This window comes from Azospirillum sp., from assembly GCF_050789165.1.
In genome coordinates this window covers 12,653-31,044 of record NZ_JBOZRT010000026.1, presented here as the reverse complement: position 1 = coordinate 31,044, position 18,392 = coordinate 12,653, and the positions used below count along the sequence as shown (strand labels likewise).

At 70.8% G+C, this 18,392-nt stretch carries 14 protein-coding genes; 4 read left to right on the top strand and 10 right to left on the bottom strand.

Annotated features, from left to right (window positions below):
- Positions 1–279 precede the first annotated feature (279 nt).
- The 3 genes from lepA to glgC all read right to left on the bottom strand — a co-directional run bounded on the left by lepA (position 280) and on the right by glgC (position 4,927).
- Positions 280–2,082 (bottom strand): translation elongation factor 4, encoded by a 1,803-nt coding sequence (gene lepA, locus ACRWK7_RS04920; protein WP_431855078.1) that lies wholly within the window; start codon positions 2,080–2,082, stop codon positions 280–282.
- Positions 2,083–2,161: 79 nt separating this feature from the next.
- The gene (gene glgA, locus ACRWK7_RS04915) at positions 2,162–3,631 is read right to left on the bottom strand and encodes a glycogen synthase GlgA (RefSeq protein WP_431855077.1); all 1,470 of its coding nucleotides are present in this window, start codon (positions 3,629–3,631) and stop codon (positions 2,162–2,164) included.
- A gap of 12 nt (positions 3,632–3,643) precedes the next feature.
- Positions 3,644–4,927 (bottom strand): glucose-1-phosphate adenylyltransferase, encoded by a 1,284-nt coding sequence (gene glgC / locus ACRWK7_RS04910; protein WP_431855076.1) that lies wholly within the window; start codon positions 4,925–4,927, stop codon positions 3,644–3,646.
- Between the two features lie 519 nt (positions 4,928–5,446).
- Between glgC and ACRWK7_RS04905 the strand changes: the two genes are divergently transcribed.
- The gene (locus tag ACRWK7_RS04905; protein ID WP_431855075.1) at positions 5,447–6,835 is read left to right on the top strand and encodes an ammonium transporter; all 1,389 of its coding nucleotides are present in this window, start codon (positions 5,447–5,449) and stop codon (positions 6,833–6,835) included.
- A gap of 190 nt (positions 6,836–7,025) precedes the next feature.
- Here the strand turns inward: ACRWK7_RS04905 and ACRWK7_RS04900 are convergent, their stop codons facing one another.
- From ACRWK7_RS04900 to ACRWK7_RS04890, 3 genes are all read right to left on the bottom strand, one after another.
- The gene (locus ACRWK7_RS04900) at positions 7,026–8,264 is read right to left on the bottom strand and encodes a methyltransferase (protein WP_431855074.1); all 1,239 of its coding nucleotides are present in this window, start codon (positions 8,262–8,264) and stop codon (positions 7,026–7,028) included.
- A gap of 70 nt (positions 8,265–8,334) precedes the next feature.
- Positions 8,335–9,198, bottom strand: a complete 864-nt coding sequence (locus tag ACRWK7_RS04895; RefSeq protein ID WP_431855073.1) for an AraC family transcriptional regulator — start codon at positions 9,196–9,198, stop codon at positions 8,335–8,337.
- Between the two features lie 58 nt (positions 9,199–9,256).
- Positions 9,257–10,357 carry an asparaginase gene (locus ACRWK7_RS04890; protein ID WP_431855072.1) on the bottom strand — a complete coding sequence of 367 codons (1,101 nt, stop codon included), beginning with the start codon at positions 10,355–10,357 and terminating at the stop codon, positions 9,257–9,259.
- Positions 10,358–10,434: 77 nt separating this feature from the next.
- Between ACRWK7_RS04890 and ACRWK7_RS04885 the strand changes: the two genes are divergently transcribed.
- Positions 10,435–11,034 carry an RNA methyltransferase gene (locus ACRWK7_RS04885; protein WP_431855071.1) on the top strand — a complete coding sequence of 200 codons (600 nt, stop codon included), beginning with the start codon at positions 10,435–10,437 and terminating at the stop codon, positions 11,032–11,034.
- On the opposite strand, the gene ACRWK7_RS04880 is transcribed toward ACRWK7_RS04885, so the two are convergent.
- From ACRWK7_RS04880 to ACRWK7_RS04870, 3 genes are read right to left on the bottom strand one after another with little or no spacing between them, the layout of a single operon-like run.
- Positions 11,031–11,948: a queuosine salvage family protein gene (locus ACRWK7_RS04880; protein WP_431855070.1), complete on the bottom strand. Its 918-nt coding sequence runs from the start codon at positions 11,946–11,948 to the stop codon at positions 11,031–11,033. The two genes, ACRWK7_RS04885 and ACRWK7_RS04880, sit on opposite strands and share 4 nt — an antisense overlap.
- Positions 11,949–11,952: 4 nt before the next feature.
- Positions 11,953–12,603 (bottom strand): ChrR family anti-sigma-E factor, encoded by a 651-nt coding sequence (locus tag ACRWK7_RS04875; protein WP_431855069.1) that lies wholly within the window; start codon positions 12,601–12,603, stop codon positions 11,953–11,955.
- Complete coding sequence (locus ACRWK7_RS04870; RefSeq protein ID WP_431855068.1) at positions 12,600–13,172, bottom strand: sigma-70 family RNA polymerase sigma factor; 573 nt, start codon at positions 13,170–13,172, stop codon at positions 12,600–12,602. The genes ACRWK7_RS04875 and ACRWK7_RS04870 overlap by 4 nt, the downstream gene beginning before the upstream one ends.
- Before the next feature lie 224 nt (positions 13,173–13,396).
- On the opposite strand from ACRWK7_RS04870, the gene ACRWK7_RS04865 reads away from it, so the two are divergent.
- Positions 13,397–13,930: an invasion associated locus B family protein gene (locus ACRWK7_RS04865; RefSeq protein ID WP_431855067.1), complete on the top strand. Its 534-nt coding sequence runs from the start codon at positions 13,397–13,399 to the stop codon at positions 13,928–13,930.
- 180 nt (positions 13,931–14,110) lie between these two features.
- Positions 14,111–15,280: a 23S rRNA (adenine(2503)-C(2))-methyltransferase RlmN gene (gene rlmN, locus ACRWK7_RS04860; protein ID WP_431855066.1), complete on the top strand. Its 1,170-nt coding sequence runs from the start codon at positions 14,111–14,113 to the stop codon at positions 15,278–15,280.
- A 133-nt stretch (positions 15,281–15,413) separates the two neighbouring features.
- Here rlmN and ACRWK7_RS04855 read toward each other — a convergent pair whose 3' ends face one another.
- Positions 15,414–18,317, bottom strand: a complete 2,904-nt coding sequence (locus tag ACRWK7_RS04855; protein ID WP_431855065.1) for a PAS domain S-box protein — start codon at positions 18,315–18,317, stop codon at positions 15,414–15,416.
- Between the last annotated feature and the right edge of the window lie 75 nt (positions 18,318–18,392).

Genomic DNA, 18,392 nt, shown 5'->3' with positions numbered 1-18,392 from the left:
GATCCAGGAGAGTTGGCAAGGGGTTGATTTCCCAAGGTTCTCTGGATCCCCGCTTTCGCGGGGATGACGAAAAATGGAAGAAACGCGCACGGGGCCGCCAAATCCCCGAGGTGGAGACTCAGAACCACAGAACTCTGCCGTTTCAGAAGCTTAAACACGTTCCCCGAACAGCCGCGCCTTGACGCCGGCTTGCGAAACAGCCTGGGTTCAGGGCCCCGGCCCTGGCCGGGGGATGCGCGAAGGGGCCGGCGGCCCCTTCGCCCGCGTCAGCGGCTATCCTTACTCATCTCCCATCTTGAGCGCCGCGATGAAGGCGCTCTGCGGGATCTCGACCTGCCCGAACTGGCGCATGCGCTTCTTGCCTTCCTTCTGCTTGTCCAGCAGCTTGCGCTTGCGGCTGATGTCGCCGCCGTAGCACTTGGCGGTCACGTCCTTGCGCATGGCGCTGATGCTCTCGCGGGCGATGATCTTGCCGCCGATGGCCGCCTGCACGGCGATCTTGAACAGCTGGCGCGGGATCAGCTCCTTCAGGCGCTCGCACAGCATGCGGCCGCGGCGCTCGGACTGGCTGCGGTGCACGATCATCGACAGCGCGTCCACCACCTCGCCGTTCACCAGGATCGACATCTTCACGAGGTCGCCTTCCTCGTAGCCGTCCATCTGGTAGTCGAAGCTGGCGTAGCCGCGGCTGATCGACTTCAGCCGGTCGTAGAAGTCGAACACCACCTCGTTCAGCGGCAGGCGGTAGACCAGCATGGCGCGGGCACCGGCGTAGGTCAGCTCGATCTGCTGGCCGCGCCGCTCGGTGCAGAGCTGGAGGACGCCGCCCAGGTACTCGTCGGGCAGCATGATGGTGGCCTTGATCCACGGCTCCTCGATGTGGTCGATCTTCATCACGTCCGGCATGTCCGCCGGGTTGTGCAGATCCATCACGGTGCCGTTGGTCATGGTCAGCTTGTAGACCACCGACGGCGCGGTGGTGATCAGGTCCAGGTTGAACTCGCGCTCCAGCCGCTCCTGGATGATCTCCAGGTGCAGCAGGCCGAGGAAGCCGCAGCGGAAGCCGAAGCCCAGCGCCGCCGACGTCTCCGCCTCGTAATGGAAGCTGGCGTCGTTCAGCTTCAGCTTGCCCAAGGAATCGCGCAGGCGCTCGAAGTCGGCGGCGTCCACCGGGAACAGGCCGCACCACACCACGGGGATCGAGGGCTTGAAGCCGGCCAGCGGTTGCGGCGCCGGGCGGCGCTCCTCGGTGATGGTGTCGCCGACCTTGGTCTGGGTGATGTCCTTGATGGCGGCGGTGATGAAGCCCATCTCGCCGGGGCCCAGCTCGCCGGTCAGCAGCGCCTTCGGCGTGAACACGCCGACGCGGTCGACGTCGTGCGCGCTGCCGGTGGACATGAAGCGGACCTTCTGGCCGACCTTCAGCTTGCCGTCCACCACGCGCACCAGGATGACCACGCCCAGGTACGGGTCGTACCAGGAATCGACCAGCAGCGCCTTCAGCTCGGACTCCGCCTTGCCCTGCGGGGGCGGCAGGCGGGTGACGACGGCCTCAAGCACCGCGTCGATGTTCAGGCCGGTCTTGGCGGAGATCTCCACCGCGTCCGAGGCGTCGAGGCCGATGACGTCCTCGATCTGCTGCTTGACGCGGTCGGGCTCGGCCGCGGGCAGGTCGATCTTGTTGAGGACGGGGATGATCTCGTGGTTGTTGTCGATCGCCTGGTAGACGTTGGCGAGCGTCTGCGCCTCCACGCCCTGGGAGGCGTCCACCACCAGGATCGAGCCCTCGCACGCGGCGAGGCTGCGCGAGACCTCGTAGGCGAAGTCCACGTGGCCCGGCGTGTCCATCAGGTTCAGCGTGTACTGGATTCCGTCCTTGGCCTTGTAGAGCAGGCGGACGGTCTGCGCCTTGATGGTGATGCCGCGCTCGCGCTCGATGTCCATGGAATCGAGCACCTGCTCGCGCATCTCGCGGGCGTCGAGGCCGCCGCACTGCTGGATCAGCCGGTCGGCGAGCGTCGACTTGCCGTGGTCGATGTGCGCGATGATGGAGAAGTTGCGGATGTGCGAGAGGTCGGTCATCGGAACCCGGAGCGCTGGATTTGCGCCCGGAACATAGGGCGGACGGGGTGGGGAAGCAACGGTTCCCTCTCCCGCCGCCTTACTCCGCCCCGATCCCCTCGTACAGCTCCAGATACTCCCGCGCCGGGCGCTCCCAGCCGAAGTCGCGGGTCATGGCCCGCGCCCGCATGGCGTTCCACAGCTCGGGCTTCCGGAAGATCGCCATCGCCCGGCGCAGCGCGAAGCCCAGCTCCTGGCCGGTGGCGTTCATGAAGGCGAATCCGGTCGCCGCGCCGTCGTTGAGCGCCGCCGGGGTGGCGTCGATCACCGTGTCGGCGAGGCCGCCGGTGCGCCGCACCAGCGGCAGCGTGCCGTACTTCATGGCGTACATCTGCGTCAGCCCGCACGGCTCCGACCGCGACGGCACCAGCAGCAGGTCGCTGCCGGCCTGGATGCGGTGCGACAGCGCCTCGTCGTAGCCGATGCGCACGCCGACCGAGCCCGGGTACCAGTCAGCGAGGTGGCGGAAGCCGCCCTCCATCCACGGCTCGCCGGTGCCCAGCACCGCCAGCTGGCCGCCGGCCGCCACCCAGGCCGCGGCGTTCTCCAGCACCATGTCCAGGCCCTTGTGCCAGGTCAGGCGGCTGATGATGCCGGCCAGCGGGCGGTCGGTGCGCGGCTCCAGGCCGAAGGCGGTCTGCAGGTCGACCTTGCAGGCCGCCTTGCCCGAGGGGTTCTCCGGGCTGTAGCGGGCGGCGATGTGCGGGTCGGCCGCCGGGTCCCAGATGCCGTAGTCGACGCCGTTGACGATGCCGCTGAGGTCGTGCGTGCGGTAGGACAGCAGCCCTTGCAGGCCCATGCCCTGCTCGTCGGTCTGGATCTCATGCGCGTAGGTGTGGCTGACCGTGGTCAGGCGATCCGCGTACCAGCACCCGGCCTTCAGGTAGCCGAGGCCGCCGTAGTACTCCACCCCGTCCATGGCGTAGCAGGAGGCCGGCAGCTTCACCTCGCCCAGCAGGTGCGGGCTGAAGTGGCCCTGGTAGGCGATGTTGTGGATGGTCATCACGGTGCCCGGCCGGAACGGCCCGCCGAAGCGGTCGGGGCGGGTGCGCAGGTAGGCGGGCATCAGCCCGGTCTGCCAGTCGTGCCCGTGGATCACGTCCGGCCGCCACCACGGGTCGTAGGACTCGTGCGCGGCGAAGCCGGCCGCCGCCCAGGAGAGCGCCGCGAAGCGCTGGGCGTTGTCCGGCCAGTCCTTGCCGTCGGGGCCGAGGTACGGGTTGCCGGGGCGGGCGTACAGCGCCGGCGCGTCCAGCGCGTAGGCCAGCGTGCCGTCCGGCATGTGGCCCAGCACGAGGCGCGCCCGCTCGGTGCCCGGCAGGTCGGTGATCAGCTCGCCGACCTCGTGCGTGTTGCTCAGGCCGTTCAGCACCGCCGGGTAGCCGGGCAGCAGGAGCCGCACGTCCACGCCGATCCGGGTCAGGGCGGCGGGCAGGGCGGCGCTGACGTCGGCGAGCCCGCCGGTCTTGACCAGCGGGAAGCATTCCGGGGTGACGAAGAGGACTCGCATCGGGACCCGTTCTTATCCGTTCAGTTCGCCCTGCGCCAGCAGGCGGTCGATCATCTCGCGGGTGATGAGGCAGACGCCGCCCTCGGAGCGGTGGAAGCGTTTCGCGTCCAGCTCCGCGTCCTCGCCGACCACCAGCCCCTCGGGGATCTCGACGCCATGGTCTATGACGACTTTGGTCAGACGGCAACGCCGGCCGATGTCGCACTCCGGCAGCACGACGCATTCGTTGAGTTCCGAGTACGAGTTCACCCGCACCGAGGAGAACAGCAGCGACTGCCGCACCACCGAGCCGGAGATGATGCAGCCGCCCGACACCACGCTGTCCACCGCGGTGCCGCGGCGGTCCTCGTCGTCGAAGACGAACTTCGCCGGCGGCAGCTGCTCCTGGTAGGTGAAGATCGGCCAGTTGCGGTCGTACATGTTCAGCTGCGGCGTGACGCGGGTGAGGTCGATGTTGGCTTCCCAGTACGCGTCGATGGTGCCGACGTCGCGCCAGTAGGGCGGGTCGCCCGGCGTGCCGGCGATGCACGAATCGGCGAAGTCGTGCGCCATCACCCGGGCGCGCGGCACCAGGTGCGGGATGATGTCCTTGCCGAAGTCGCGGGTCGAGCCGGGGGTGTTGAAGTCGCGCTCCAGCTGCTCGTACAGGAACTCGGCGTTGAAGACGTACACGCCCATGCTGGCCAGCGCGCGGTCGGGGCGGCCGGGGATGCAGGGCGGGTCCTCCGGCTTCTCGACGAAGCCGACGACGCGCTTGTCGCCGTCGATGTGCATGACGCCGAAGCCCTTGGCCTCCTCGCGCGGCACGTCGATGCAGGCCACCGTCAGGTCGGCCTTACGCGCGATGTGGTCGAGCAGCAGCGCGCCGTAATCCATCTTGTAGATGTGGTCGCCGGCCAGGATCAGGATGTACTCCGGCCGGTGCGCGCGGATGATGTCGAGGTTCTGGTACACCGCGTCGGCGGTGCCCTGGTACCAGCTGGTCTCGTCGATGCGCTGCTGGGCGGGCAGCAGGTCGACGAACTCGTTCATCTCGCCGCGCAGGAAGCCCCAGCCGCGCTGCAGGTGGCGCAGCAGGCTGTGCGACTTGTACTGCGTCAGCACGCCGATGCGCCGGAAGCCCGAATTGATGCAGTTCGACAGCGCGAAGTCGATGATGCGGAACTTGCCGCCGAAATAGACGGCCGGCTTGGCGCGCCGGTCGGTGAGCTGCTTCAGCCGGCTGCCGCGCCCTCCCGCCAGCACCAGCGCCACGGCGCGCCGCGGAGCCAGACGCAGATCCCGTTTGTCGGGCATAGGATGCACCCCTTTATCGTTGTTCGTCTTCTTATGGGCTTCGCCGCGCGTGGCATGCCAGTCCGAGGAAGGCCGATCGGAGGAAGGTCAGGGCTCCGCCGACCGGCCTAAGCCTGACCGTGCCACAGATCCGCACGGCGGGCCAGAAAAGCCGGCCGGGGCGGAGTGCCGCATTTCAGGGCGGCGCGCGGGCAGAATTCTGCACAAAAAATCGGCAGGCAAGCGGTAGGTCGGCCGACAGGGGCATGCTCCGCCCCTCCGCCTACTCCCTTCGATGGAGAATCTCCAGGCTTGGCAAGGACTCCATGGCCGTCGAGGGCTGCCTAAGATTTGTGCATTCCGCGGGTGCGGCACCGGAGTCGCCGCGAGTCCCGTCGGACGGCACGTTGCGTGGAATCCAGCGATTTCCGAGGGTTAGCGGTTGGCACGGAACTTGTAGTTGGAAGGGCGAGCTTGAGCCCCGCCCGACGCACGAAGGGGGTGACCGGGCCGGAGCGATTTTATGAGAGAGGAGCCTCGATGAGCCGTCTGACACTTCTCGCTGCACCGATCATGGCGGTGACTCTGGGCTTGGCCGGCCTGTCTGGCGAAGCCCTTGCGCAAGACGCGGCGGCCGCGGCGCCGACCATCAGCAACGGCGACACCGCCTGGATGCTGACCTCGACGGCGCTCGTCCTGCTGATGACCATCCCCGGCCTCGCGCTGTTCTACGGCGGCATGGTCCGCAAGATGAACGTGCTGGCCACGGTGATGCAGAGCTTCGCCATCACCTGCCTGATCACCGTCCTGTGGTTCGTGATCGGCTACAGCCTCGCCTTCTCCAACGGCAACGCCTACGTCGGCGGCCTCGACCGCCTGATGCTGGCCGGCATGGACATGGCGAAGCCCTTCGTCATCGGCGACGGCCTCGCCGCGGCGGTGACCAACACCATCCCCGAGCCGGTCTTCTTCATGTTCCAGATGACGTTCGCGATCATCACCCCGGCGCTGATCGCCGGCGCGTTCGCGGACCGCATGAAGTTCTCGGCCCTGCTGATCTTCACCGCGCTGTGGTCGCTGGTCGTCTACGCGCCGATCGCCCACTGGGTGTGGCAGCCGAACGGCTTCCTGTTCGGCCTGGGCGTGCTGGACTTCGCCGGCGGCACCGTGGTGCACATCAACGCCGGCGTCGCCGGTCTGGTCGCCGCGCTGGTGCTGGGCAAGCGCAAGGGCTACCCCGAGCAGAACTTCATGCCGCACAACCTGGTGCTGTCGCTGATCGGCGCCTCGCTGCTGTGGGTGGGCTGGTTCGGCTTCAACGCCGGCTCCGCGCTGACCGCGGGTCCCCGCGCCGGCATGGCCATGCTGGTCACGCAGGTCGCCACCGGCGCCGCCGCCCTGGCCTGGATGTTCGCGGAGTGGATCGGCAAGGGCAAGCCGTCGGTGCTCGGCATCATCTCGGGTGCGGTCGCCGGTCTGGTCGCCATCACCCCGGCCGCCGGCTTCGTGGACGGCAAGGGCGCTCTGGTCATCGGCGCGGTCTCCGGCGTGGTCTGCTTCTGGTCGGCTACCAGCCTGAAGCGCATGCTCGGCTACGACGACTCGCTGGACGCGTTCGGCGTGCACGGCGTGGGCGGCTTCATCGGCGCGCTGCTGACCGGCGTGTTCGCCAAGATCTCGGTCGCCAACGTCGAGGGCGCCTTCGCCTCGGTCCTCAAGGACGCCCCGGACACCACGCTGGGCCTGCTGGAGGGCAACGCCTCGGCCGTGCTGATCCAGATCCAGGGCATCGCCTGGACCATCGGCTGGTGCGCGGTCGTCACCTTCGTCCTGCTGAAGGCCATCGACCTGGTGATCGGCCTGCGCGTGGACGAGGACATCGAGCGCGACGGCCTGGACCTCGCCCTGCACGGCGAGACCATCCACTAAGGTCGGTTTTTTCTGGTGCGTTTCCTCCAATCCTGACTTCCGCCGCCGGGCCCCACCCGGCGGCGGTTTTGTTTTTGGGCTGTTGCCCCCTCCCTAACCCTCCCCCGCTGACGCGGGAGAGGGAACTTTGCCGCTGCGTCGGCAGCCCCCTCTCCCGCGAAGCGGGGGAGGGATGGGGAGGGGGCAATTGTCAGGCCACCGGCCGCCGCAGCAGCATCTTCCCCACGCCGTTCAGCGCGGCGAACAGCTGGTCGAACTGCGTCTTGAAGGTTTCCCACGGCAGGGCGCCGCCGGTGGCCGTGGCCACCGCCGCGTGCAGGTCGCCCAGGTTCGTCCGTCCGTCGATGCGCGCCAGCATCGGGCCGGCGAGGCGCGGCAGCGGCAGCGGCACCACGGCGCCGGCCAGTTCCGCCTCCAGCACGCCGCCGGGCGGGATCGCCTTCGCCGTCGCCGGGCCGTCGAGGTCGCGCAGCACCGGCACCACCTCCGGCCCGTCCGGGCGGGCCACCGCGCCGTCCAGCCTGTCGGGACGCACGAGGTAGGCGATGTGCTTGGTCATGCCGCCGCTGACCTGCTCGGCCCAGGCGGCGCGCTCCAGCCAGGACAAGCCCTCCAGCCGCTTCAGGAGGCGCGGGTCCTTGACCCAGGTGGACGGCTCGTAGCGCGCCGGCTCGATCAGGGCGCTGACGGCGAGGCCGGCGTTTGCTGCCAGCTCCGCCAGTTCCGGCACCGTGTAGGGGCGGTCGCAGGAGTGCAGCAGCAGGTCGTAGAGGTTGGCGTCCGACGTGCGGTGGTCGGTGAGGAACGGGTTGCGGTTCAGCCAGTTGGTCTGCGGCAGCGCCCCGAGCAGCCGGCGGGCCAGCGCCACCTTGTCCGGCGGCGTCATCCCCTGGGTCATGGCGCGCAGCGCCGCCTGCATCGGGTAGACGCCGGTGCGCCCGTACGGCGCGTAGACCATGATGCCCAGGCCGCCGCCGGGCTTCAGCGCGCGCTCCAGCGACGCGAGGCCGGCCGGCGGGCTGTCCAGATGGTGCAGCACGCCGCAGCAGTCGATGTAGTCGAAGCTCCCCAGCCCTTCCAGCTCCAGCAGCGAGCCGCGCAGGAAGCGCAGGTTGCTCAGGCCGCGCGCCGCGGCCCGCGCCTCGGCGATCGAGCGGGAGGCGTCGGACAGGTCGATGTAGGTGACGGTGCCGGGGTTGCCGGCGTCGGCGAGCTGCTGGGCGATCATGATCGTCGCGTCGCCGGTGCCGCCGCCGGCCACCAGAACGTCGAGCGGCTTCGACAGGTCCAGCCGGCCGCCGAAGACGAAGTGGTTCACCTCGTCCAGGTGGCTGGGGGAGCCGGTGACCAGACGCTTCCTCTCGTCCGCCGGGTCGCGCGCCGGGTAGGGGTAGGCTTCGTACTGGGCGCGCAGGTCGTCGATGCTCATGGCGGGGCTCGGTCGTGCAGGCGGGGGGTGGGCCGGGGCGAATCGGCCCAACCCTACGGATCTTTGCCCGTCACGCCAACGGAATGCGGATCTCGGTCAGCCATTCTTCCGGCGGCAGCGTGCGGGGGTCGTTCAGGTATTGCTCCACCGGCGGCCGGTCGGCCGGGGTGAAGCCGCTGGTCGGCAGCCATTCGCGGTAGAGCCAGCGGTAGCTGCGCTCCAGCTCGGTGTACGGCCCCTTGTGGACCAGCACGGCGTGCCGTCCGCCGGGGATGTCGCGGATGAACACCTCGCCGTCACCCTGCACCTCCTGCCCGACCGACAGGCATGCCTCCGACCGCAGGTCCTCGGGCGGGACGGCCGAGGGGTCGTCGTAGCCGATGCCGAAGGCGCGGGTCTGCGGCCCCAGCAGGTTGCGCCCGGCGGCCCAGGCGTGCAGGCGGCTGAAGACGCCGCCGAGCTCCATGTAAGGGCCGCGGTGGGCGATGGCGGCGACGCGGACCGGGTCGAGGTCGCGGATGCTGACGTCGGGCATGGGACTCTCCGTTTCGTTTCGGGACTGCGGCGAAGGCCCGCGGCGCCCGTGCTCCCGGTAGGCCGCGGGCGGGGAGCCGTGGGCCTGCCGGAACACGCGGGTGAACGCCTCCACGCTGCCGTAGCCGGCCCGGCGGGCGACCGTCGCCACGTCGGCGCCGTCCCGCACCAGCTCCCCCGCCGCCCGCGTCAGCCGCAGCCGGCGCAGCGTGTCCGCCGCGGTCTCGCCCATCAGGGCGCGGTAGATGCGGTGGAAATGGTAGGGGGAGAAGCAGGCCACCCCGGCGAGCCGTGCGAGGTCGAGCGGCTCGTCCAGGTGGGCGGCGATGTGGGCGACGACCCGCTCGATGCGTCGGCCGTAGTCCAGGGCGGTGGCGGGCTTGGGCGCCGGCTTTGTCATTGGGGGTCCTCCGTCGCCGCCACCCTAGCCAAAGGCCGCTTGATCGCGCTTGCGATCCTTACGGCTTCGGCCACCCCTCCGCCGGCCGCACCTCGCCGACCCGCAACCCGTTGCGGTTGGTCACCGGCTCGGCCAGCAGCGACCCGGCCGCCGCCCATTGCGCCTCGGTCAGCGCGTCCGCCGCGCGCAGCAGCGCCGCCAGGGCGACGTGGCGGGCGCGGTCGGCGCCGTCCTCGACCTTCAGCGCGATGCCGACGGCCTGCTCGGGCAGCACGGCGCAGCCGACGCCCTCGGCGCCGATCTTGGTCAGCACCGCGCCGCCGGCCGCCTGCATCAGGCGGGTGTCGAAGGTGGAGCGGCCGCCGACCAGGTAAGGATGCTTGCCCCAGGCGGTGCGGATGCGGGCCACCGCCTCGGCACGGCGGTCGGGCAGGTCCTGCGGGTCGGCGATGCGGGCCATGGCGTAGGCGATGGCGCCCAGGGGCACGCCGATGGTCGGCATGGCGCAGCCGTCCACGCCCCAGGGGGCCCGCGACAGGTCCTGGCCGGTCATCTGCTCCAGCACGCCGAGGATGCGCTGCTGCACCGGGTGCTCCCAGCGCACGTAGCCCTTGGTCGGCTCGCCCTTGTGGCGCGCGGTGGTGAGAAAGCCGGCGTGCTTGCCCGAGCAGTTGTTGTGCAGCGCGCTGGGCGCCTCGCCGCGGCGGAGCAGGGCGTGCGCGGTCGGCTCGTCGGTGGGCAGGTGGGCGCCGCACTCGTAGTCGTCCACCGTGCAGCCGATGCGCGCCAGCCAGCGCGCCGCCAGCTCGGTGTGCGCCGGCTCGCCGGCGTGCGAGGCGCAGGCGAGCGCCAGTTCCTCGTCGCCCAGGCCAAAGGCGTCCAGCGCGCCGGTCTCGACCAGCGGGATCGCCTGCAGGGACTTGACGGCGGAGCGCGCGTAGATAGGACGGTCGATGTCGCCCCAGCGCGCCAGCACCCGACCGCCGGCATCGACGATGACGGCGTGCGCGCGGTGGCGGGATTCCACCATGCCGCCGCGCGTCACCTCGACGGCGATGGGCGCCTCGGTGGGGCCGGAGAGGTCGGCGCGGCCCTCGGCGGGCGTGTGGTCGTGGGCATGGCCGCCGCAGCAGCCGTCGTGGTGGTGATCGTGGCTCATGGCCGAGAACTTGCCTCCGCCGCCGGTCCGGTGCAAGGTGCCGCCCCGGAAAACCAGCCCTCACTTTAGGCAGTGTCATGGATACCGCCAGCACCCCGCGCGGCTACTTCGCCGTCGGCGTCGAGCGCATCAGCAAGCCGGGCAACGTCGGCAACCTGATCCGCTCGGCGCACGCCTTCGGCGCGTCGTTCTTCTTCGCCATCGACCCGGCGCCGGACATCCGCGAGATGCACTACGTTGACACCTCGGGCGCGCCGGAGCATCTGCCCTTCTACATCTACGACGGGCTGGCCGACCTGAAGCTGCCGAAGGACTGCATGCTGGTCGGCGTCGAGCTGACCGAGGACGCCGTCGAGCTGCCGAGCTTCCGCCACCCGCTGCGCGCCGCCTACGTGCTGGGGCCGGAGCGCGGCAGCCTGTCGCCGGAGCTGCAGGAGCGCTGCGACTTCATCATCAAGATCCCGATGAAGTTCTGCGTGAACGTCGGCGTGGCCGGGGCGCTGGTGATGTACGACCGGATGATCAGCTTGGGCCGCTTCGCCGAGCGCCCGGTGCGCACCGGCGGCCCGGTCGAGGGCCCGCCGGTCCACAAGCACGGCGCCCAGAAGGTGCGCAACCGCGCCGAGCGCCGCCGCCGCGCCGCGACGCTGGGGCGGGGGGAGATCCCGCGGGATTAATAATACGCCGTCTTCGTGCGGTGCCGCGGCTTCGCGCGGTAGTCCGGCTGCTGGCCGCGGTGCCAGAGCACGCGGTCGATGAGCACCGCCGGAGCATCCAGCGCCGCCGACAGCAGCTCCACCGCGTGCACGGCGCCGGCGCGCAGCTCCGTCTCCTCGCGGCTGCCGGGCTCGAGGAAGTCGCCGCGGTCGATGCGCTCGGCCAGCTCGGGCGTGCAGGTCAGCACGCCGTCGTGGCGCAGCACGTGCGGCAGCAAATTGTCGGCGAACGCCGTCAGCCGGCCGAGGTCGGTGAAGGCGGTGATGCCGGACAGCGCCAGATCGGCCGCGGTGATCTGCGCGCGCTTGTAGAAGGGCGAATCCTCGAACAGCGGCATGCGCCAGAGGATGGTCGTCAGCCGCTCGGCCGAGCCGTCGGCGGCGTTCACCAAGTCAAGGAACCGGCCGTCGTGGTTGTCCAGCACGAAGCCGCCGAGGTCGCTCAGCGCCAGCGCGTACAGCTCGGCCAGCTCGACCGCCGCCGGGTTGGCCCGGTCGAAGCCGAAGAGGTCCAGCGCGTCCTGCGGCGTGGCGCCGGCCAGCCGGTCGGCGGGGATGGGGCCGTGCTCGCGGAAGTGCCGCGCCAGCCGCCCGGCCACCGCGCCGTAGCCCGACGCGGTCGGCCCGACGATGTCGGGGAACCAGCCGGAACCGAAGTTCACCGAATCCAGCGTCAGCACGAAGGCCGCCGTGCCCTCCGGGTCGGTCTCCGGCTCGACGTAGTGCAGCGCGGGGTCGAGTGCCAGCGGCGTGTCGGCGAAGGACGGGGCCAGCGCCTGGGCGTAGGCCGCGATCCGGTCGGTCTCGATGCGGACGTGTTGGGCGTCGCGGACGATGCGGGCGCAGGCGCCGCGGACGATGTTGAAGAAGCTCACCGTATCACAGCCGCACGAACGGGTTGAGGAAGCGCCCGACCGCTCCGGTCAGCCGCAGCCGGCCCAACGTCACCGACAGGCACAGGCAGCCCTCGGGATCGGCGATCGGCTTGTGGTCTATGCTGCCATCGCCGACCGCCACGTCGCCCCGCGCGAATTGCCCCAGGGCGTCATGGAAGCCGCCGTCCAGCACCAGCGCCAGCTCCAGCCCGTCGTGGCTGTGCCGCGGCGCCGCGACGCCGCCCTTCATGCGGATCAGCCGCGCCCGCTCGCCGCGCGGCAGCGGGATGTCGACGCACTGGAAGCCCGGCGCCATCATCCGCCAGCGCATCGCCGCCGGATCGCCGCCGACGTAGCGGCGCAGCGGCTCCGGGATCAGCGGCGGCACCGCGGGCGGTGCGATGCGCGGCGGCGCGGGCTCGTCCGGCTCGTCCAGGCGGGCGAGCAGCCTGTCGAGCGCGCCGGGGCCGATGGGATCGGGTTCCAGCTCCTCCAGGAGCGCGCCGCCGACCGCGTCGAGGTCGGCCACCGCGTGGCGGCAGCCGGGGCACAGCGCCAGATGCGTGGCGACGACCAGCCCGCCGGCCTCGCCCAGGCACCCGCCGGCGTAGTCCATCAGCAACGCGTCGCCCGGATGGTGGAGGGGCAGGCTCATGACGGGTCTCTCAGGGCCTTGCGCAGGCGCTCCAGCGCCAGACGCAATCTAGACTTCACGGTGCCGAGGGGAAGCCCGCGCTCCGCCGCGATGACGCTGTGCGGCTTGTCCTCGAAATAGGCCATGCGCAGCAGCTCGGCCTGTTCCGGCGGCAGCTCCCGGATGGCGGCGCGCAGCCGGCCGCTGTCCTGCGCGGCCTGCAGCGCGTGGTCCGCGGGTTCGACGGGATCGGGGACGAGGGCGGGGTCGTCGGGGTCGATCTCCGGCCGCTGCTCGCGGCGCAGCGCGTCGATGCGGCGGTTGCGGGCGATGGTGAACACCCAGGTGGCGGCCGAGGCCTGGGCGGGGTCGAAGGTCTCGGCGCGGCGCCAGACCAGCAGCATCACCTCCTGCACCAGCTCCTCCGCCGCCGGCGCGTCGGCGCCGAGGCGGCGCAGGTAGGCCTTGAGGCGCGGGGCGAAGTGGCCGAACAGCGCGGCGAACGCCGCCCGGTCGCGCGCACGGCCGACCGCAAGCAGCAGATCGTCCGGCGACATGGCCGCCGCGGCCGGGGGAAGCGGATCCTGCATGGCTGCATTGAAGGCGAACGCGCGCCCGCACACAAGCCGCGCGTGGCGGGGCGGCGTCGGAAAAAAGGATGAGAGGGCGCGTTCCATGTTGGGATTGTACGCGCACTTTCGATCGGCGGATCACGTGCGCCGCGTGTGGCAATGTCACGGCGGCACCCCCTTCAAACCGCGGCCGAATTCGGATAGTGTCCGGCCACCCCGAAACCATTCGCAGTCGCACAACGATGTCGCTTCTCCGCACCGTTCGTCGTGCCGCCGTCGCGGCGCTGGCGCTCTCCGCCGTTGCCACCGGCGCCCTGGCGGCCGAGCCGAAGGCCCTGGGCACGTTCAAGGACTGGCACGCCTTCGCCCTGGACGAGGGCGGGCACAAGGTCTGCTACATGTCCAGCCAGCCCAAGAAGAAGGAGCCGGCCGCCGCCAAGCGCGGCGACATCTACGTGCTGGTCACGCACCGCCCGGGCGAGAAGAGCTTCGACGTGGTGAGCTTCATCGCCGGCTACTCCTTCAAGAAGGAGAGCGAGGCGACGGTGGACGTCGGGCCCAAGAACTTCAAGCTGTTCACCGACGGCGAGACCGCCTGGGCGCGCGACGCCGACACCGACAAGGCGCTGGTCGGCGCCATGAAGGACGCCAAGGGCAAGCCCATGGTGATGAAGGGCATGTCGGGCCGCGGCACCAAGACCGCCGACACCTACAGCCTGGACGGCATGGCGGAGGCCTACAACGCCATCAACACGGCGTGCGGCGTGAAGCGCTGACACCCCACACCGTCATCCCCGCGAAGGCGGGGATCCATAATGTCCGAAACGGCACGTCATGGAAGTTATGGATCCCCGCCTTCGCGGGGATGACGGTTGGAATGAGGGGGGGTGGAGGTGCGCAAACATTTCCCTGCGTCACTTTGACTCTTCGGGCGTCCGGGCCTATGTAATGCGGCCATGAACGCCATCAGCACCGCTGCCTTGTCCCCCCTGCCGCGAATCGACGCGGACGGGCGGAAGAACCTCGTCGGCCTCACGCGCGAAGAGCTGGAGGCCGAGATGCTCGGCTTCGGCCTGGAGAAGTTCCGGGCCCGCCAGCTCTGGCACTGGATCTACCACCGCGGCGCCACCGACTTCGCGGTGATGACCACGCTGGCCAAGCCGGTGCGCGACAAGCTGGCCGAGGCCTACGCGGTGCTGCGCCCGACCGTGGTGCGCGACCTGAAATCCACCGACGGCACCCGCAAGTGGCTGCTGCGCATGCCCGACGGCCAGGAGGTGGAGAGCGTCCACATCCCCGAGGAGGACCGCGGCACGCTGTGCGTCTCCTCGCAGGTCGGCTGCACGCTGACCTGCCGCTTCTGCCACACCGGCACGCAGCGCTTGGTGCGCAACCTGACCGCGGCGGAGATCGTGGCGCAGGTGATGCTGGCGCGCGACGCCCTGGGCGAGTGGCCGGCGCCGCCGGACGGCCGCATGGTCTCCAACATCGTCATGATGGGGATGGGCGAGCCGCTGTTTAACTACGAGAACGTCGCCAAGGCGCTGAAGATCGTCATGGACGGCGACGGCATCTCGATCTCCAAGCGCCGCATCACGCTGTCGACCTCCGGCGTGGTGCCGATGATGAAGCGCTGCGGCGAGGAGCTGAACGTCAACCTCGCGGTCAGCCTGCACGCCGTCACCGACGAGCTGCGCGACATCATCATGCCGATCAACCGGAAGTACCCGCTGAAGGAGCTGATCGACGCCTGCCGGACCTACCCCGGCGTCAACAACGCGCGACGCATCACCTTCGAGTACGTGATGCTGAAGGGCCTGAACGACAGCCCGGCCGACGCCCGCGCGCTGGTCAACCTGCTGCGCGGCATCCCGGCGAAGATCAACCTGATCCCGTTCAACCCGTGGCCGGGGGCGCCCTACGAGCGCTCGACCGACCGGGCGATCCAGGTGTTCGGCGACATCGTCAACCACGCCGGCTACGCCAGCCCGGTGCGCACCCCGCGCGGCGAGGACATCATGGCGGCGTGTGGCCAGCTGAAGAGCGAGTCGATGAAGCTGACCGCCGCCGAGCGCGCGCGGATCCAGGAGGTCATCGCCGAGAAGGACGCCGAACTGGCGGGATGACTTTTTGTCACTCCCCTGCCTCCGGCGGGGGAGGGAAGGGGCCCAGGCGCAGCCTGGGAAGGGTGGGGGCAGCGGGCTTCACGGGAACAACTTGCCCTCACCCAGCCCTCCCCCGCCGGAGGCAGGGGAGGGCTTATGATGCCGCCTCCATCTGCGCTTCCCGCACCACCCGCTCCGCCGGGAAGCGCACGGTGACCGTGGTGCCGCGGCCGGGTTCGCTGACGATGTTCAGCGAGCCGCCGTGCAGCTCCATCAGGTTGCGGCTGATCGCCAGCCCCAGGCCGGTGCCGCCGAAGCGGCGGCTGATCGAGTTGTCGGCCTGCTGGAACGGTTCGGCGATGGTCTCCAGGGCCTCGGGCGCGATGCCGATGCCGGTGTCGGCGACCGTCAGCTCCAGCCCGCCGCCCGGCGCCGGACCCGCCGACAGCGTCACCCGGCCGCCGGGCGGGGTGAACTTGACCGCGTTGGACAGCAGGTTCAGCACCACCTGCCGCACCGCCCGCTCGTCGCCGCGCAGGCGCGGCAGCGGCTGGCAGACCGCCGGGACCAGCGCCACGCCGCCGGCCTCGGCCGGCACCGCGCTGACCGTCAGGCAGGCGTCGAGCACCGCGTCCAGCTTCATCACGCGGTCCTCCAGCGTGTAGCGCCCGGCCTCCAGCTTCGACATGTCCAGCACGTCGTTGATCAGTTCCAGCAGATGGGTGCCGCTCTGCTGGATGTGGCGGGCGTAGTCGGCGTAGCGCTCGTTGCCGATCGGGCCGAACACCTGGTGCACCATGATCTCCGAGAAGCCGATGATGGCGTTCAGCGGCGTGCGCAGCTCGTGGCTCATGGTGGCGAGGAAGTTGCTCTTGATGCGGTTGGCGCCCTCCGCCTGCTCCTTGGCCTGGGCCAGCCGCTCGGCGGCCAGCACCCGCTCGGTGATGTCGCGGGCCAGCACCAGCACCATGGGCCGCGGGCCGAAGTCGGGCGGCAGCGCCGCGGTGCGCGCCTCGAACCAGCGGCGGCCGGCCGGGACCTGGAGGACGTACTCCATGGCCTGGGGCTGGGCGCTGCGCAGCGTGCGGGCGATCACCTCGGCCATCCGCCGGGCGACGTCGGGCGGCAGCACCTCGGTGGCGTGGCGGCCGATCACCTCCCGGGGCGGAACGGTGACCAGATCGTCGCGCGCGGCCAGCACCTCGCGGTAGCGGGCCTCGCCGTCCAGGATGAAGGCGATGTCCGGCAGCGCCTGAACCAGCGCGCCGAGGCGGCCTGTGCTGGAGCGCAGCGCCTCCTCGGCGGCGCGGCGCTCGGTGACGTCGCGGATGACGCTCAGGTTGCGGTCGGCTTCGAGCCGCACGGCGGTCACCTCCGCCAGCCGGAGCACGCCGTCCTTGCGCCGCATCGCCGTCTCGCCGCGGAACGCGCCGGTGTGCAGCAGCGTGGCGAAGATGTCGGGCAGCCCTTCGGCGGTGCGCGGCGCCTCGGTCAGGATGTCCCGCACGTTGCGCGTCAGCAGTTCGTCCCGCGCGTAGCCCAGGATCTCGCAGGCCGCGGGATTGGCGTCCACGTAGCGCCCGGTGCGGTCGGTGACGAGGATCCCCTCCATCGCCGCGTCCAGGTAGGAGCGCAGCCGCGCCTCGCTCTGGCGCAGGCTGTTCTCGATCCGCTTGCGCTCGCTGATGTCGCGCGCCTCGGCGATCAGCAGGACGACGCGCCCGTCGCCGTCGTGCACCGGCTTGACCGAGCAGTCCACCGTGTGCATCCCGTCCAGGCCCAGCAGTTCCGCCTCGAAGCGGGTCAGGGTGCCGGCGGCCGCGCGCTCCACCGCGTCGCGCATGCGCGCCGCCGAGTCGGGGCAGCGGCGCCACGCGCGCATCTTCCAGGCGGGGCAGCCGGCGGCGGACGACAGGTCGCCGTCCTCGAAGCGCTCGTTGCCGAAGTCGAGGCCGGCGCGGTTGACCGCCAGGATGCGGCCGTCCGGCTCCAGCAGCGCCATGTACTGGAAGGTGCTGTCGAAGATGGCGCGGGCGCGGTGCTCGCTGTCGCGCAGCGCGCGGGCCGTCGTCTCCAGGCGGCGCAGGTAGCGCAGCAGCAGCGCGGTCAGCGCCAGCACCACCAGGATCTCGGCCGCCAGCACCAGCACGCTCTGCCAGATCGAGGCGTGCCAGGCGGCCAGATAGTCCTGCTCGGCCAGCCGCACCGAGACGTAGAGCGGCAGCCCCTCCACCGCCCGGAAGGCGAGGAGGCGGTTGACGCCATCGACCGTCGAGGGGCCGTGCATCACGCCCTCGCGCCGGCCGGCGAGGTTCTCGCGGATCGCGGCGGCGAGCTGCGACGGGCTGAACTGCGGTTCGGTGCTCTCCGGGTGGCGGGCCAGCAGGTAGCCTTCGGGCGTCCACAGCGTGACGCTGCCCTGCGGGCCGACGTCCAGCGAGGCGTAGAACTGCCGGAGCGCGCTGAGGTCGATGGTGGCGTAGACGATGCCGCCGAAGCCGTCGAACGGGTCGGAGATGCGCCGGCTGATGACCATGGCCCATTCCCGGCTGGCCCGGCTGATCATCGGCGCGGAGATGAAGGGGCCGCGGTCCACCAAGCCCTGGTGGGCCTTGAAGTACTCGCGGTCGGCGACGCGGATCCCGCGCACCGGCGGCACCGCATCCAGGTGCACCCAGCCGTCCGCGTCGGTGACCGTCAGGTTGCGGATGGTGGCGTCGTCGGCCATCAGCCGCGTCATCAGGCGCCGCACCTGATCGTCGGCGGGCGGTTCGGCGCCGGGGCGCGGGGTCACCGCCTCGGCGACCACGGCGGCGGCCAGGCTGGCGGTGCGGAAGGCGCCCTGGGCGTGCAGTTCCAGCGTCTTGGTGAGGTTCTGCACGTGGCGCAGCGCCTCCTCCTCGGCCTGGGCGCGGTCGTGCACGATGCCGGTGACGGCGGCGGCCGTCAGCCCCATCACCACCAGCAGCACCAGCACCAGCAGGCCGATGCGGAAGCGGACGAAGACGGCCGGCGCGGTGGTGGCGGCCAGCGGCGGTGGCGCGGTGAGGGTGTTCACGGGGCGGGCGCGTGGTGGAAAGCGCCCCATGGTAGCACCGGTGGGCCTTGCGATGCACGGACGGCAGGCGGCGGT